16 protein-coding genes are annotated in these 15,494 nt (G+C 34.0%); 5 read left to right on the top strand and 11 right to left on the bottom strand.

Annotation, left to right across the window (positions count from 1 at the left end; translation table 11 throughout):
- Positions 1-70 precede the first annotated feature (70 nt).
- Both LRP84_RS13520 and LRP84_RS13515 read right to left on the bottom strand, forming a co-directional pair.
- Positions 71-634 carry a DJ-1/PfpI family protein gene (locus tag LRP84_RS13520; RefSeq protein ID WP_230575559.1) on the bottom strand — a complete coding sequence of 188 codons (564 nt, stop codon included), beginning with the start codon at positions 632-634 and terminating at the stop codon, positions 71-73.
- A 37-nt stretch (positions 635-671) separates the two neighbouring features.
- Positions 672-1,364 carry an aspartate/glutamate racemase family protein gene (locus LRP84_RS13515; RefSeq protein ID WP_230575558.1) on the bottom strand — a complete coding sequence of 231 codons (693 nt, stop codon included), beginning with the start codon at positions 1,362-1,364 and terminating at the stop codon, positions 672-674.
- Positions 1,365-1,621: 257 nt separating this feature from the next.
- Here LRP84_RS13515 and LRP84_RS13510 point away from each other — a divergent pair, with 257 nt between their 5' ends.
- Together LRP84_RS13510 and LRP84_RS13505 are read left to right on the top strand one after the other, a co-directional pair.
- Positions 1,622-1,921 (top strand): hypothetical protein, encoded by a 300-nt coding sequence (locus LRP84_RS13510; RefSeq protein ID WP_230575557.1) that lies wholly within the window; start codon positions 1,622-1,624, stop codon positions 1,919-1,921.
- A 103-nt stretch (positions 1,922-2,024) separates the two neighbouring features.
- The gene (locus LRP84_RS13505; protein ID WP_230575556.1) at positions 2,025-2,456 is read left to right on the top strand and encodes a DUF2621 domain-containing protein; all 432 of its coding nucleotides are present in this window, start codon (positions 2,025-2,027) and stop codon (positions 2,454-2,456) included.
- Between the two features lie 25 nt (positions 2,457-2,481).
- On the opposite strand, the gene LRP84_RS13500 is transcribed toward LRP84_RS13505, so the two are convergent.
- Positions 2,482-2,988: a CcdC family protein gene (locus LRP84_RS13500; protein ID WP_230575555.1), complete on the bottom strand. Its 507-nt coding sequence runs from the start codon at positions 2,986-2,988 to the stop codon at positions 2,482-2,484.
- 80 nt (positions 2,989-3,068) lie between these two features.
- Positions 3,069-3,776: a cytochrome c biogenesis CcdA family protein gene (locus tag LRP84_RS13495; RefSeq protein WP_230575554.1), complete on the bottom strand. Its 708-nt coding sequence runs from the start codon at positions 3,774-3,776 to the stop codon at positions 3,069-3,071.
- A gap of 519 nt (positions 3,777-4,295) precedes the next feature.
- Here LRP84_RS13495 and LRP84_RS13490 point away from each other — a divergent pair.
- Positions 4,296-5,204, top strand: a complete 909-nt coding sequence (locus LRP84_RS13490; protein WP_230575553.1) for an EamA family transporter — start codon at positions 4,296-4,298, stop codon at positions 5,202-5,204.
- Positions 5,205-5,267: 63 nt separating this feature from the next.
- Here LRP84_RS13490 and LRP84_RS13485 read toward each other — a convergent pair whose 3' ends face one another.
- Positions 5,268-5,681: an FtsX-like permease family protein gene (locus LRP84_RS13485; RefSeq protein WP_335379713.1), complete on the bottom strand. Its 414-nt coding sequence runs from the start codon at positions 5,679-5,681 to the stop codon at positions 5,268-5,270.
- Between the two features lie 380 nt (positions 5,682-6,061).
- On the opposite strand from LRP84_RS13485, the gene LRP84_RS13480 reads away from it, so the two are divergent.
- The gene (locus LRP84_RS13480; RefSeq protein WP_230575551.1) at positions 6,062-6,670 is read left to right on the top strand and encodes a YgaN family protein; all 609 of its coding nucleotides are present in this window, start codon (positions 6,062-6,064) and stop codon (positions 6,668-6,670) included.
- Between the two features lie 11 nt (positions 6,671-6,681).
- Here the strand turns inward: LRP84_RS13480 and LRP84_RS13475 are convergent, their stop codons facing one another.
- The 3 genes from LRP84_RS13475 to LRP84_RS13465 all read right to left on the bottom strand — a co-directional run bounded on the left by LRP84_RS13475 (position 6,682) and on the right by LRP84_RS13465 (position 10,344).
- The gene (locus LRP84_RS13475; RefSeq protein ID WP_230575550.1) at positions 6,682-8,583 is read right to left on the bottom strand and encodes an FtsX-like permease family protein; all 1,902 of its coding nucleotides are present in this window, start codon (positions 8,581-8,583) and stop codon (positions 6,682-6,684) included.
- A 166-nt stretch (positions 8,584-8,749) separates the two neighbouring features.
- Positions 8,750-9,646, bottom strand: a complete 897-nt coding sequence (gene alsR, locus LRP84_RS13470) for an acetoin biosynthesis transcriptional regulator AlsR (protein ID WP_230575549.1) — start codon at positions 9,644-9,646, stop codon at positions 8,750-8,752.
- 296 nt (positions 9,647-9,942) lie between these two features.
- A complete protein-coding gene (locus LRP84_RS13465) occupies positions 9,943-10,344 on the bottom strand; it encodes an NUDIX hydrolase (RefSeq protein ID WP_230575548.1) in 402 nt (133 codons plus the stop codon).
- Between the two features lie 140 nt (positions 10,345-10,484).
- Between LRP84_RS13465 and LRP84_RS13460 the strand changes: the two genes are divergently transcribed.
- Complete coding sequence (locus LRP84_RS13460) at positions 10,485-10,691, top strand: DUF3903 domain-containing protein (RefSeq protein ID WP_230575547.1); 207 nt, start codon at positions 10,485-10,487, stop codon at positions 10,689-10,691.
- Between the two features lie 341 nt (positions 10,692-11,032).
- Here the strand turns inward: LRP84_RS13460 and LRP84_RS13455 are convergent, their stop codons facing one another.
- The 3 genes from LRP84_RS13455 to LRP84_RS13445 all read right to left on the bottom strand — a co-directional run bounded on the left by LRP84_RS13455 (position 11,033) and on the right by LRP84_RS13445 (position 15,381).
- The gene (locus LRP84_RS13455) at positions 11,033-11,611 is read right to left on the bottom strand and encodes a DUF2238 domain-containing protein (protein WP_230575590.1); all 579 of its coding nucleotides are present in this window, start codon (positions 11,609-11,611) and stop codon (positions 11,033-11,035) included.
- 255 nt (positions 11,612-11,866) lie between these two features.
- Positions 11,867-13,630: an ABC transporter ATP-binding protein gene (locus LRP84_RS13450; protein WP_230575546.1), complete on the bottom strand. Its 1,764-nt coding sequence runs from the start codon at positions 13,628-13,630 to the stop codon at positions 11,867-11,869.
- Entirely contained in the window at positions 13,630-15,381 is a 1,752-nt protein-coding gene (locus LRP84_RS13445; RefSeq protein ID WP_230575545.1) for an ABC transporter transmembrane domain-containing protein, read from the bottom strand. Before LRP84_RS13445 ends, LRP84_RS13450 begins: the two co-directional genes overlap by 1 nt.
- Between the last annotated feature and the right edge of the window lie 113 nt (positions 15,382-15,494).

The raw sequence follows: 15,494 nt of genomic DNA, 5'->3' as shown, positions 1-15,494 counted from the left end.
TAAGAATATATGAAAACGGTTAAATCGTCAATGGTTTTAAAAAAAATATTCTTTTTTTATCAATCTATGATTATTTCAGAACATTTTCCATCACTATATTTCTTTTCCCGCAATAAAAATCATTTTTATGTTCTGTATGTACCTTACAATATTCAGCTATGGCAAGTCCAAATTCTACAAATGCGTGTCCTTGCGCTGTAATTATATTTTGATGACGAACTACCTCTTTATATATAAAATGTTCCTTAGAGAAACAATCTAATTGCTTATAATCCAATGTGACCGTATACGGCACATGTTGTAGAATACCTGATGCAGCCAACACGAATGGTCCTGCACATATCGCAGCAATCATTTTCTTTGCCTTATACATTTGCCGTATAAGTTCAAATAATACTTCTGAATCTTTTACATGCACTACATCGCCACCAGGAATAATAATCCCTTCATAATCATCTATACATATCTCACTTAATTCATAATGTGGTTTCACCTGTAATCCTGTTTCACTTACAACAATCCCTTTTGTTAATCCAACTGTTTCAACTACATAAGAGTCTTTCAAAGCGGCAGTAGCAACTGTAATTTCAAATTCCGCAAAAGTGGGATAAATCAAGACTAATATTTTTTTCATAATCCCCAACGCCCTTTTTCATTAAAGTTGGATTCCCTCAATCTTCTAAAGATTTATTAACAGCTTCAACAGCATGTATGAAAGTCGTATCAAATAATGGAACTCTAGAATCCTCTGGTTTTACTAATAATCCAATCTCTGTACAACCTAATATTATTCCTTCAGCTCCGTTATCAACTAAGCGTTCAATTACCTTTTTGTAGTAGTCTCTTGATTTTTGACACACTTTTCCTAAGCATAATTCTTCATAAATCACTTTATTTACAATTTCCCTATCATTTTCATTTGGAACTATCACCTTTATACCGTTTGATTCTAATCTAGATTTATAAAATTCTTGCTCCATTGTATATTTTGTTCCAAGTAAACCTACCATGCTAATTCCTTTCTTTTTTACTTGATTAGCTGTAGCATCGGCAATATGTAAAATAGGAATATTGATTTTTTCTTTTACGTCATCTACAACTTTGTGCATCGTATTTGTGCATATAATAATGAAATCAGCTCCACCTTTTTCTAATGAAAGTGCAGCTTCCCCCAGCACTTCACCTGCTTGTTTCCAGTTATCCTCTGATTGATAACGTTCAATTTCTTCAAAGTCAACGCTATATAAAAGGCACTTTGCTGAATGTAACCCTCCTAATTTGTTTTTTATTTCTTCGTTAATAACTCGATAATACTCTACAGTTGATTCCCAGCTCATTCCACCAATAAGCCCAATCGTTTTCATAATTTTCCTCCCTACAAAAAATCTTCTCCATCAATTATATGGAATTTTCGAAATTATAAGCAAGATACTTCTCACCTTGTTTCCTTTTTCTATCTGTCTTATAATAAAAAACAGAGATTAAATTGAACGTATTTTTCCGTTATGTAAGCTTAAAAAACCAAGCTTACATTATTTTTTGCTTTTCCTTTTCTTTTAAAAGGAGTATACTATACAGGAACATATGTTCTTTTTACTACATACAGTAAGGAGCTTGAACAATGGTATACGACACAAAGGTACGATCATGGAACGAAACATTGAAACAATTGCAAAAGCGTTATACTGGAGCAGCGGTTGAAAATCGCAAGCAGTTTGAAGACATTGAACTTATGACTTTCTTTCAAAACAACGAATATATTGCCCTCCCTACACATATTAGCGGCTTATCAGCAGCACGCTTTACTTCTTATTCTATTTTCACTACAGAGGATAAAAATCGCAAAGTTGGCACGCTAATCATCGAATATTTTGAAGATGATACAGAAACATTCCGAATTGAACAATTATACTTTGTATAAGAAAGCTTGGCCAATAGGTCAAGCTTTCTTGCTTTCTATGAATCTCACTGCTTATAATAAGCATAAAAGAATCGGTTTCTAATAACATAAAGGGGGAATTATGTTGCTTGAAGGATGGTTCAGTTGGTTTATTGTCATATGGACAGTTATTTTACTAGGACTTATGTCCATTGGTGGCTATTTTATGTTCCGAAAATTCCTAAAACGACTACCAAAAGAAGATGGAATGTCCATTTTAGATTGGGAACAACATTATATCGATGAAACGAGACATTTATGGGAAGCTGAGCAAAAAGCTTTATTAGAAGAACTTGTCAGCCCTGTTCCAGAACTATTCCGCGACGTCGCTCGGTCTAAAATTGCTGGTAAAATTGGTGCACTCGCTATAGAAGAACAAGCATCACAAATAACAGAAGATTTAATCATTAAAGGATATATTTTAGCAACTCCAAAACGGGATCATAAATTTTTAATAAAAAAATTAAGAGAAAAGCAAATTGACTACTCCCGTTATCAATCGTTACTGGCCAAATAAAAAACCTCAAGAATTCTTGAGGTTTTTACGTTAATTTTATATCTTTTTCATTATAAAAATCAGCTTGTTTTTCCATTTCCTTTTGCAATTTCGTAAATGCGCGATACATTGCAACGCGCCATGATACAATCATCGCAAACGCAAGTAAGAAAAACATTCCACTTAATTGTCCTACATCAACTGTCTGACTTAAATACGATTTAAACGCAATGCGAACAACAAGTAAACCGATTAAAATAAAGACAAACGCTTTAGAGCGTTTCAAATAAATCTCTTGTTCACGTATTTCAAATTTTGACGTTTTAATCAGAAAAATAGAAAAAATTAACCCTACAGCAATTGCTTCTAATATTTCTGGTGCTGTTAGACGAAATTGAGGGAGAAGATACATAGTTGCTCCCGTACTCATAAAGATTGGTGGAAGTACAATTTTTTTCAAAGTAGCTGGTTTCTTTGCCGCTTTCAAACGAATAAACATGACTCCGACAGCCATACAAACCGCCATAATACTTGATAAAAGAGCTAAATTCATTCGTACTCACCCTTTATTCCGGAAATATAGTCTCAGTATATGCTTTTCTTTTAGTATTGCCAATTTTTCTATAAAAAAAACTAAAATCCTTTAAATCCGCCAAATAAATTCGAAAAGAATATTGTAATTTTTGTAAGACCATTAAAATAAAGTAATACACCCATTGCAATCATAATATAACCGCCAATTTTAACGAACGATGCACTATGCTTTTTAATCCAAGTCATTTTTGTAATAAAGAACGACAAAATAAAGAATGGAATTGCAAAACCAAGTATGTAAGCAATCATATATAACATCGCTGATTGTGGATTTGTCGCAGCAAGTGCAATAACTGACACTAAAATCGGTCCTGTACAAGGTGTCCATCCCGCAGCAAATGCGATTCCAATTAAAGTAGAGCCAAAGTAACCACTCGGTCTACTTTTAAATGTAATTTTTTTATCTTGCATTAAGAATGTTGGTTTAAACACTCCTGTTATAATGAGACCGAAAACAACAATAAAAATAGCTCCTAATTGGCGAATTAGATTTTGATAATCTACAAAAAATGTCCCTACAAAGCTTGTTCCAAAACCGATTGCAATAAAAATGATCGAAAACCCAATTAAGAAAAATGCTGTATGCAACATACTCCGTTTACGAAGCATGGCATTCTCCTCTTTTAAATCAGAAATAGACATCCCTGTTATGTACGATAAAAATGCTGGATAGAGCGGTAAACAACATGGAGAAATAAATGATAAAAAACCTGCCCCAAACGCTAAAAAGATATTAATGTCTTGCATATTCCGCCTCCTCTCTTCTCATTTATTGTAGCAAAATTCACAGCGAATACCATGAAAAATTCATGAACTTACTATTATCACTATGAATATCGTAAAATTCTATTCGTAATATTGATATTTGCTTTGTTTATTAAAGTGAAACTTCCATCAGTGGGTGGCTTCATCCCCCACCTATCTTCTTCGCTTTTCGCTACTATGCATTAGATGCTCTCGCCCACCTAAAAAGAAAGAGATTTTTAGGTCGTTTCTTTAATTTGGATTTATATATTTCACTTCATTTATTATTATAAAATATTTTTTTACAATGAAAATTATATTCATATTCCTCTTATATTCTTAAGCAATATATCCCCTTTTTTTCATCATTATGCATAAATATCATACTTTTATTATTATTCTATAAAATGTCAAACTTTTCTTTCAGTTGACCCTACATTTTTAATTTTGTATACTTCCATCTAGCTATATTTGTTCGTTTTGGAACATAGTTACTAATAAAATAGATTGGAGGAATATAGGGTGCTTCGTTATTCATTACTCGTTTTATTAGGAGCATGCAGTTACGGTATTTTAGCAATCTTTGTTAAATTTGCGTACAGTGAAGGATTTACGCTAGGAGAAGTAATCGGAAGTCAATATTTGTTCGGATGGCTCATTTTACTTGCGATTACATTATTAATCTCTAGGCATCGTGTACCATTGAAGCAAATGATTATTTTATTTATAGCAGGCACATCAGCCAGCTTAACAGGTATTTTTTATTACGGTTCATTACAAACTGTACCAGCTTCTATCGCTATTGTTTTACTATTTCAATTCGTTTGGATTGGAATTATTATTGAAGCAGTCGCAACAAAAACACTCCCTTCTAGAGAGAAAATGATTTCTGTACTTTTCTTAATAACTGGAACGTTTCTTTCAAGCGGATTACTCGAACAATCAGCAGGAAGCTTTGATATGAAAGGTATCTTATTCGGATTATTAGCGGCAATTGCATTTGCTTTTTATATTTTCGTGAGCGGAAGAGTGGCAGTAGAAGTTCCATCATTACCTCGCGGCGTATTGCTTATGGCAGGCGCATTAACATTAGTAATGATTGCTTTCCCACCAACGTTTATATACAATGGTGCACTTACAAACGGATTATGGAAATACGGGTTAGCATTAGGAACATTTAGTATCGTGATTCCCACCATTACATTTACAATCGGAATTCCAAAAATCGGCTCTGGTTTAGCGACAATTTTAGGCGCCGCTGAACTACCAGTTACAACAATTATGTCCGTGCTTTTCTTAAAAGAAGCTGTAGTGCCGTCACAATGGCTTGGTGTTGCACTTATCCTTGTCGGAATTACAATTCCTCAAATTGCATATAAAATACGTGGACGATCCACAAGGCAGCATACACATAAAAAAGTGGCAGCATAAAAAAACCGGACTTCTCTAGGAAGCCCGGTTTTCATTTTATGCCATGTTTTACATATAAAGCATTCATACTTTGTCATTCACGTTATATGAATCTACAACAGTCAACTGATACACACATCGATAACATTGCCCCACCGTCAGTAAAATCATAATAATAAATAAAATAGCTGTATACAAAAGGCCATATATTGTAATCGGTGCACTACTTATTCCATAACAACCCGTTACTCTTAGAATAATAACAGTAAATAATTTTAAAAATAACATACCATGAAGAAGTCCAAAAACAAGTGCCCCTCCCCCTATCATAAGTTGCTCATAGCACAATATAAGACTTAGTTGCCTTCGCTTCATACCAGTTAATCGATACGATTGAAATTCTTTTTGATGCTTTTTTATAAAACGAGCATGTACATACAATATGAAAAGACATGAAAAACTGAAGGTTATTGTTGATCCATAATATAAAGAATTCATTAATAATGATTTATGCTTTATTGTCCCTACAACAGCTTCATTATATTGAATGGATAATAAGAGAAAATATACAATTACACTACAAGCTATAAAACAAAATGTAGTAATCGTTCTGCCGCATGTGCCTGTATATTTTTCCTTGCTAATTGAAATAACGACATAACAACTCCTCCGTACAACTTCCTATACCACAAATTTGTATATAAAATGATATATACCTTTGCATCGAACTCCAATAGGAATTATCCCTAAGCCTTAAGACTTAGATTGAAAAATACATATATTTATTCGATATATGTATTAATAATTGCAACACCTCTATCATCTATTTGAAGGAAATATTTAACAGTGCGTATAATATATTAAGTTGAGGTGATGACATGAAAAAAAGATTCTTTCTTCTTTCCATGCTGCTGATACTTCTTATTAGCGGTTGTACAAATCATACGCACCCATTTGTTAAGCCGTACAAATTAACAAAACAAGAAGAGCAAATATTACACTTATCCCCCATTCAACAAGGAAACATGTATATCTATGAAGCCACCCTTCCAAACAAACAAGACGAAATTCGTACAACCATTGAGTATTATAAAGACGGAACAAAAGTAAAAGAAATCGGCGGACTTTCTTCATCTCATTTTGAAAAAGAAAAAATAAAACTTTCTTTCGGGCAGCAAACATTTCAATACGAGAACGGTACACGTGAAGTTCAGCAATGGTTTATGAATATTTCTGGAGGCTCGTATAAATTCTTTGAGGACATATTTCCTGAAGGGAATGTATCTACTTACACATCGATTCGTGAAGGAAAAACAATAAAGTACAACGAAAAGATTATTCTTGGGGCATGGATTTTTAACACAAATAAAATAGAAGGATCTGCAACTTCTCTTGAAGATGATCGTTCTATACAACGTCTTATCAAAGAAAATGAACACGTATATACATATTGTATTGAAGTTAAAAACAGCGATGTTACAAAGTAACATCGCCGTTTTCATTGCATAATTTGCTTTTTCAACTGTAAAAAGTATCGTCTTCTTAATAGTAAAAAGTAACATGTGTGCACAAATAAAAATAACCCAATAACAATAAGTGAGGAACAAAGAATCTCTGTTACGAATAATTTTTGCAACGTCATTAAAGCAACACTCGTATGCAAAACCGCTATGAGAATCGGAATAAAGAATAATGCTCCCATTTGTACGGTTATAATTCGTTTCATTTCATCTTCACCCATCCCTAGTTTCAAAAGTGATTGATAATATTGTTTATCTGTTTCTAAATCGGTAAATAAACGGAAATATAAAAAGCTAACGGCACATAAATAAAAAATAACTCCGACAAACAACCCGATAAATAAAATGACACTTGTCAATTGTTTAATATCATTATAAGTTGTAATGCGTGATGAAAATTCATATTGCCCTTTTTGGTTTATTTGTTTCTCTAATTGCGCTGCTACTTGCGTCGTTCCTTCCCAATTCTTTACTGTATACGCTGTATAACTCGCTGTTTGCTGTCCCGCTGTAATTTGCTGTCCCATTTCATTCGAAACAACAAAAATCTTGCTAGGAAATACACCGCCTGAAAAAATATTCTGTTTCAACATAGAAGAAATGTGAATTTGTTTTCCACTTTCTTGCAACGTTACATCTGGTTCTTTAGAATAATCTACAACATGACTTTCCATTGCAAAAGAAGGAACGCGAACAGCTTCATTTCCTGTTAATGACACAGTTTCGTATCCAAGCTGCTTTGCAAACTTATTATACTCATTCTGATTCATGATTACAGCTGGCTGCGAATCGTTAGAAATAGATTGAAATTTCAACTGTGTGCTTACTTTTTTATATATAATCTTTTCCTTTTGAAAAGTATCTTCAATTTCTTTTTCATATTGCGCTTTCTGTCCTTGATGTTCATTATATGTAATCAAACTAAAAGCAAATGGAACGTTCTTCATCGCTTCGCCCTTTTGCGTTTCTATAAAAGCCGCGAAAGTTCCGATGGCACAAAAAGCAACTGTCGAGACAATCGTCACCATAAAAAACATACGTGCATTATCCTTCATACGGTATGCTAACATAGAAAAAGATAATAAATTCGTTTTCTTCCAATAGATATGGTTCCATCGCTTTAAAAGCCTTATCACAAATACACTAAGCTGTGTATATAAAAAATACGTACCAATGATTACAATTGTTGCGACAGGAAGTAATAAAATCGCGACAGTCATGGGCTTTGCTGTTATAGATAACATATATCCAATAGCTATCAAAGTTGCTGCTGCGATCGATAATAGAATAGAAGCTTTCGGTTCAGGCTTTGGTTTTTTATTCCCTTTTAATAATGCGATTACTTTTTTACTTTTCACAAATAAACTTGTCGTAAAAGCAACAATGAAAAACAATGCCAAAAATACAACAGCTGTTAATTTCATTGCTTTCCACGGCATATAAAACGGCAAACTTTTTAATCCCATCATAGTACTTGCTAACAGAAAAAATAACTTCCCAAATAAAAGACCTAAAACAATACCGCTGATGAGAGCACTTATACCAACAATCATATTTTCAAAGAAAATCATCCGTATTAATTGCCGATTTGTAATTCCATGAATAACAAAAATACCAAACTCTTTATTCCTCATCTTTAAAAATGAACTAACAGAGTAAAAAATAAAGAAAAAAGAAAAGAAATAAATGATGTACTCTGCAACAAGCATTCCTTGGCGAATCGCTCCTGGAATCCCTTCACTTCCATCAATGTTAGGGTGATAAATAAAAAAGGCATATAAAAAGAAAATCATAACGGAAAATGCACTACTAAAAAAATAAGCAGCATATGCACGCATATTTCGACTAACATTTTTTAACGCGAGTTGAGAAAATGTCATCTACATTCCCTCCCACGTTTTTTTATTTTTATAAACATATGTATCATCATGAATATGACATCTCCTTATTCTTTCTTCTCTTTTACTATAATAAAAAAAGAATGAGGAAAACATCGAACTTCCTTACATACTTCAGTACATTCTTACAGTTTTGTCATTTTTCTCGTCATTTTGTAAATCCGTTCGTTTCTCTTGCTTTCGCTATTTTCAAAAACTCTTGTAATTCTGGATTTATATTTGCTTTTCGATACGCGACTGCTAGTTCCGCAACAAAATTAGAATCACATATTTCTTTGTATACAACTTCTGATTGATATAAATTATTTGCAGACACTGGTATTACCGTTATCCCAATTCCAGCAGCAACAAGTCCGACCACTGTTTGATACTCTGTCGCCTCTTGTACAATTTGCGGACTAAACCCTGCATCTCGGCATAAAGAGAGAATATTATCATATAATGTTGGCCAAACATTTCGAGAAATAAAAACAAAGGATTCTTTTTGCAAGTCTTCAATATATATTGCTTGTTTATTCGCAAGCCGATGCGCCTTCGGTAAACAAAGTGTACAAGGAAGATGTTGAACTGTTTCCAATTGTAATAACTGACTTGTAATAGGTGGACGCAGCATCCCGACATTAATTCGATTATCATGAAGTGCATCTACTTGTTCTGGTGTAGATAATTCATGCAGTACAACGGATACATTCGGAAATTTATTTCGATATTCTCGAACGATTGGCGGCAAAATATCATACATTGCTGAACCAACAAAACCAATAGACAGCGATCCAATCTCTCCTCTTTGTGCTCTCTGAGCAACTTCGACTGCTTTCTCAATTTGCGTAAAAGCTTTTTTCACTTCCTTTAAAAACAATTCTCCTGCTTCTGTTAACTCTACTCTTCGTTTCGTTCTTGAAAATAGTGTAACTCCCATTTCTTGTTCTAATTGTTGAATTTGTTGACTAAGCGGTGGCTGCGTCATCTGTAAGCGAGCTGCCGCTCTTCCAAAGTGAAGCTCTTCTGCTACAACAATAAAGTACTGTAAATGCCGTAATTCCATATAGAACACCCTTTTTTATTAATATATATAATAAATTAATAACATAAGAATTATATATTAGACAAATATTTTTAAAAAATCCCACGGTAAAATCTCCAAACCTTTTACCAATAAATCGTAAACTTATCAATGTTATTAACATTAGAAACAAGATCAGCTCTCTTATCGCGTTTCGAAATACGTAAAAATAAAAGAAAACGCATACAAGAGAATCCTAATATACGTTTTCTTTTATCCCCTTCAATATTCAATTATCTCTCTATATACATTTTTGTATTTCTTGCCTCAATTATTCCCTAGCATATACACAACTGACACAACAACTCATAATCTTCCGGAAATGAAAGGGGAATATTTTTAAGTTCTTGGAGTGGTTTCCACTCAATCCTATAAATCAATCCATCCGGATCTTGAATTTTTCTTTCTCCCCCTACTATTTTCACAACATAATAGTGAACTTGTACAGGAATATTGAATGTAACACCTATTTTTTCGTGCACTTTTTCAATAACTTCAACACGATACCCTGTTTCTTCCCATACTTCACGTATGCAACACTCTTCTAACGTTTCTCCTTTTTCCAACCCACCTGAAGGTACAGACCAACGTTTTTCTTCTTCTCGTTTCCCTTGTAAGACCATTAATACTTCATTATTATCATTCATACAAATTGCTGCTGCTCCAATCCAACGCTTCATCCTCTATCCCTCCCATACATATTATTCTGTCTTTTACTTAACTTCTCCTCGAAAAAAGAGGAAAAAACTTGTAATCTATCGAATACTTTCAGCAACTTCAAAGACAGCGCATTCCTAAAAAAACAGAAAGGAAGGATTCTGTGAAAGTTTCTAAGTATGTTGTGGATTGTGTGTTTTGTGAGGAAAATCGAGGAACACGACAAACATTAGTAACTGTTGCTGCTTCTTCTAACACATTGGCAGTTCAAAAAATAACTGAAGAATGTCAGCGCCGTTTTGGAAAAGCATTATTATTGAAAACAGAGATTATAAAAGAGGAAATCATCGCAGGAAAAAAAGAAAGCTGACCAAAATGGCCAGCTTTCTTTTTTTCCGATTGTAAACGGAGAAAATATTTATGTTTTTTCCGTACACATTATCACATGAAGATTAGGGGCATCTTCTAAGAAATCGGGACTTTTCCATTATGTACGTTCCATAATGGATATCGAACAATATTTCCGTACAATCTATGAAAAATTATGCGGAAAAAGGGTAAATCTAGTTCGCATTTTTAGAAAAGGGATAGGGATATTACCGGTAATACATTAAACATTCGAATGTTACATCTAATATAGTATAGTAATCTTCTTTATATGGGAAATATGTATTACATATATAATTAATATGTAATACATATTAATATCTCTTATTCCATCTTTCTATCTTGTACATTCCTAAACAACAATAAAGCTAAAATTGCACCTATTAGCGCGAAGGTCATATCCCACTGTGTATCCCACGAATCTCCTTGCGTACCTAAAAAGGCATTTGCTGCCGTTCCTGTTAATTTGGCAACTAAAAATTCCAACAATTCATATAGCGCACTAAATGCTAGACACACAGCAATTACAAGGATTGATAACCATCCTCTTTTTTGAATTTCTACCACTCTGATGAGAACCTCACGTGTTAAAAGAGCAGGAACGAAACCTTGCGCAAAATGGCCTACGCGGTCATAATAATTTCTTTCTAAATGAAACGTATCACGTAACCAATTAAAGAGAGGTACTTCTGCATATGTATAATGTCCACCGATAAGTAATATAAGCATATGGAGCCAAATCCAAACATACGTAAACGTCGTAAATCGAAATAGATGATATGTCGCTGCTAAAATCAATACAAGAATAATAGCTGGTAATACTTCTAGCCACCATGTAAACAAATCTTTCGGCTGTATTCCTGAGATAAATAAAACGATCCAAAAACTAATAAATAATAGCATATGTGAACGATGTATCGGCAAGTTCTCTTCCTCCTATAATTAAGTTACTTATACCATATTTCAACCCATCCAAAGAATATGCGTTCGATTAAAATACAAATTACCCCATTTCATGCAATCCTTATTGTTAAGTAATGAATGAACAAAAAACAAATATTTAAATTCTATTAAACATAATATGAAAACTCTCTAGAGATCCAGTATTAAATTCAATATGCTCATTTTAACAAAAATAAAGCCTTCAAAACCTTGTTCTTACAAGGCTTTCTGAAGGCTTCCTTTATTCTGCAACAAATACATATTGTAATATAACCCTTGTTGCGTCAACAATTCTTGATGTGTTCCTCTCTCAACAATTTGACCATCACGCATCACAAAGATTTGGTCAGCATCTTGAATTGTCGATAAACGATGTGCAATCGCAATGGTTGTTCTCCCTTTTCGCATACGCTGCAATGCTGTTTGAATTGCTTCTTCTGTTTCTGTATCGATGTTCGCTGTTGCCTCATCTAGCACTAATACTTTCGGATTTGTAGCAACAGTTCTCGCAAATGCTACAAGCTGTCTTTGACCGCTTGAAAACGCCGCTCCTCTTTCAACTACCTCTGTATCATATTGATCTGATAGCTGTTCAATAAATGTATTTGCTTGCACAAATTTTGCAGCTTCTTCCACTTCTTCATCTGTAATATTTTCATCGTACATGCGAATGTTTTGTTTAACTGTTCCAGCAAACAAGAAAGCATCTTGTAATACAAGACCGATACGTTTTCGTATTTCCATCTCTTGAAAGTTCTCTAACCGAACCCCATCAATTACAATTTCCCCTTGATTAACATGATAAAAACGCATCAATAAGTTCATAATTGTACTTTTCCCACTACCTGTATGCCCAACAAAAGCAACAGTTTGCCCAGGTTTTACATGAAAAGATACATTTTTCAGTACGTCACGTTTTCCATCATAAGAGAAAGTAACATTTTTAAACTCAATTTCCCCTTCCGTCATGAAAGGAGTTCCATTACCTTGTTGTACTGGTGCTAAATCTTTTTCATCCATTAAATGAAACACACGCGATGATGACACAACTGCTTGCTGGAAGAAAGACAATTTCATCATCATTTCGTTTATTGGATCAAAGAAACGATGAATGTAGTTAACAAAAGCATATAATACACCAACTTCAACCGGACTATGCATTGCATCAATTCCAAACAACGTCAACACCAATACAATTGCCAAAATATGAACAAGATCGGTCGCCGGACGTAAAAGCAGTGCATCTAATCTCAAATTGCGCCGTCCTGCTCCGTAGTGTTTTTCATTTACTTCTTCAAATTCTTTACGCATCCGTTTTTCTTGGCGGAATACTTGAATAATGTTCATACCTTGAATAGATTCATTCAATTTTGCATTTAATATACTTAATTGATTGCGAAGCTCTAAATAAAAGACTGAACTCTTGCGACGATAAAAAGCCATAATCGTAATCATAGTTGGAATAAGAAGTAATGAAAATAAGGCAAGCTTCACGTTAAGTAGAAACATAGATATTAAAATACCGATTAAAAATACAATATTTTTTACAAAAGTAGATAATACACTTACAAAGAAATCTTTAATCGCTTCTGTGTCGTTCGTTATCCGAGAAACGAGCGTTCCAATTGGTGTACGATCAAAGAAGCTAAGCGATAAACTTTGAACATGTTCATATACTTCTACACGCATATCTTGCACAATTTTGAAGGCAATGTTTTGGAAGTATAATAAATTCAAATACGTAAAGAGTACTTTTAATAAATGAAAAACTATATACACAACAAATAACGTCACTAATACATTTTGCTCAAAATTCCTCGGAACTAAATGTTCATCAATAAATTCCTTAATTAAAAAAGGACCCATCATTTCCGCTACAGTTGCACCAACTAAAAATAAAAACGCTAGTGTCAGCAGTTTTTTATATGGCTTCATATAGGACAATAGACGCCATAGATCGCTTCGTTTTTTCTCGTTCATTATACCCCTCCTTTCTCAACTAGTGCTTCTAATTGTTGACTTTCATACATGTCTTTATACCAGCCGTCTTGTTGCATCAAACTTTCGTGCGTGCCACGCTGTACAATCTTCCCATCGTCAATAACGAGAATTAAATTTGCATGCTGAATAGCACTTAGGCGGTGCGCTGTAATAATAGTCGTTTTATTTTTACGTTCACGCTTTAATGCCGCTAAAATCGTTTCTTCTGTTTTTGCATCTACTGCTGATAAACAGTCATCTAAAATTAATATTTCAGCATTTGTTAATAATGCACGCGCAATCGAAATACGCTGTTTTTGGCCACCTGATAAAGAAACGCCGCGTTCACCAACCACTGTTTCATACCCTTCTGGGAATTTCGTAATATCCTCATGAATACATGCAATAGTAGCTGCATGTGCAATATCTTTATAGGTAGCATCCGGTTTTCCAAACGCGATATTTTCTCCTATATTTGCAGAAAATAAGAAATGATCTTGTGGTACATACGAAATAGCGGAACGAATAGCATGTAACGTCATATCTCGAATATCGGTTTCTCCAACTCGTACCGCTCCATCAAAATGATCATATTCTCGAATTAAACACTTTAATAATGTTGTTTTTCCTGCTCCAGTACGTCCTACAATCCCTAAAGTTTCCCCTTTTTGTAAAGAAAAATGAATTCCTTGTAGATTTATCACTTCATTTTTCTTGTACGAGAATGCATCAATATCAAACTCGATATTACCACTTGCTACTTCTTCGCTTGCCTCTTCTCTATTCACAACATCTGATACTTGCATGAATAATTTTTGAATACGATCATAAGAAGCACGCCCACGTTCCATAATATTAAATAGCCAGCCAAACGCTAACATTGGCCATACGAGCGTTCCTAAATAAGAAGTAAACGTAATAAGTTCTCCTATCGTAAGCTCACCACGAACAACCAATACAGAGCCATAACACACTGCAATTAAGAAAGAAAAACCTACAATTAAAGAAATTGTTGGGTCAAATAATGAATCAATACGGGCAACAAGAATATTTTTCTGTACTACATCTTCCGATTTATCGCGAAATGCTTGTAAATCTTCTTTTTCTTGACCAAGTGAACGAATTACTTTCATTCCACTCATACTTTCCTGAACTTTATCATTGATTTCTGAAAAAGCCTGCTGCGCTTTATGAAAACGACGATGTAACAACGTTCCATAATAGTTTGTCGCAATCGCTACGATTGGCATTGGAATTAAACTGAGTAATGTTAACTTCCAACTAATCGTAAACCCCATCGCAGCAAGAACACATCCGCCCACCGCTAATGAGTCTACAAATGTTAACACCCCAGAACCAGCTGTTTGTTGAACTGCTTGAATATCATTTGTTGCGTGTGCCATTAAATCACCGGTACGATGCTTTTGGTAGAATGATGGGCTCATATTAGTAAAGTGCTTATACAGTTTTTGACGTAATTGACGGGCTAACTTTAAAGAAGAACCGAAAATCATTATGCGCCACACATAACGCAAAATATACATCGTCACCCCAGCACCAATTAAAATTCCTGCCCATTGTAATAGCTTCTCAGCTGTTAATGAATGATTGCTAATTTCATCAACAACGATGCCGATCACTTTTGGTGGCACAAGCTCAAGAAGAGCAACGCCAAACAATAAAAAAATACCAGTTATGTACGCTCGTTTCTCTTGCTTAAAAAACCATGCCAAGTCTAAAAAAACTTTCATTATATACCTCCTATCCCAAATGAGCGATGTTTTCAGTTTATCAAAATTACTGAATTTTTTAAAGTTTAAAACATTTTAAAAAAGCAAAAAAAAGGCACTCCTATCGAGTGCCT

Source organism: Bacillus rhizoplanae (genome assembly GCF_917563915.1).
Lineage (GTDB): Bacteria > Bacillota > Bacilli > Bacillales > Bacillaceae_G > Bacillus_A > Bacillus_A rhizoplanae.
This window is presented reverse-complemented; position numbering and strand designations above follow the sequence as displayed.

Excerpts from the sequence above, each read along its gene's own strand:
- LRP84_RS13520 (WP_230575559.1), bottom strand. The coding sequence starts at position 634 with ATGAAAAAAATATTAGTCTTGATTTATCCCACTTTTGCGGAATTTGAA.
- LRP84_RS13515 (WP_230575558.1), bottom strand. The coding sequence starts at position 1,364 with ATGAAAACGATTGGGCTTATTGGTGGAATGAGCTGGGAATCAACTGTA.
- LRP84_RS13510 (WP_230575557.1), top strand. The coding sequence starts at position 1,622 with ATGGTATACGACACAAAGGTACGATCATGGAACGAAACATTGAAACAA.
- LRP84_RS13500 (WP_230575555.1), bottom strand. The coding sequence starts at position 2,988 with ATGAATTTAGCTCTTTTATCAAGTATTATGGCGGTTTGTATGGCTGTC.
- LRP84_RS13495 (WP_230575554.1), bottom strand. The coding sequence starts at position 3,776 with ATGCAAGACATTAATATCTTTTTAGCGTTTGGGGCAGGTTTTTTATCA.
- LRP84_RS13485 (WP_335379713.1), bottom strand. The coding sequence starts at position 5,681 with ATGAATTCTTTATATTATGGATCAACAATAACCTTCAGTTTTTCATGT.
- LRP84_RS13480 (WP_230575551.1), top strand. The coding sequence starts at position 6,062 with ATGAAAAAAAGATTCTTTCTTCTTTCCATGCTGCTGATACTTCTTATT.
- LRP84_RS13475 (WP_230575550.1), bottom strand. The coding sequence starts at position 8,583 with ATGACATTTTCTCAACTCGCGTTAAAAAATGTTAGTCGAAATATGCGT.
- alsR (WP_230575549.1), bottom strand. The coding sequence starts at position 9,646 with ATGGAATTACGGCATTTACAGTACTTTATTGTTGTAGCAGAAGAGCTT.
- LRP84_RS13465 (WP_230575548.1), bottom strand. The coding sequence starts at position 10,344 with ATGAAGCGTTGGATTGGAGCAGCAGCAATTTGTATGAATGATAATAAT.
- LRP84_RS13455 (WP_230575590.1), bottom strand. The coding sequence starts at position 11,611 with ATGCTATTATTTATTAGTTTTTGGATCGTTTTATTTATCTCAGGAATA.
- LRP84_RS13450 (WP_230575546.1), bottom strand. The coding sequence starts at position 13,630 with ATGAACGAGAAAAAACGAAGCGATCTATGGCGTCTATTGTCCTATATG.
- LRP84_RS13445 (WP_230575545.1), bottom strand. The coding sequence starts at position 15,381 with ATGAAAGTTTTTTTAGACTTGGCATGGTTTTTTAAGCAAGAGAAACGA.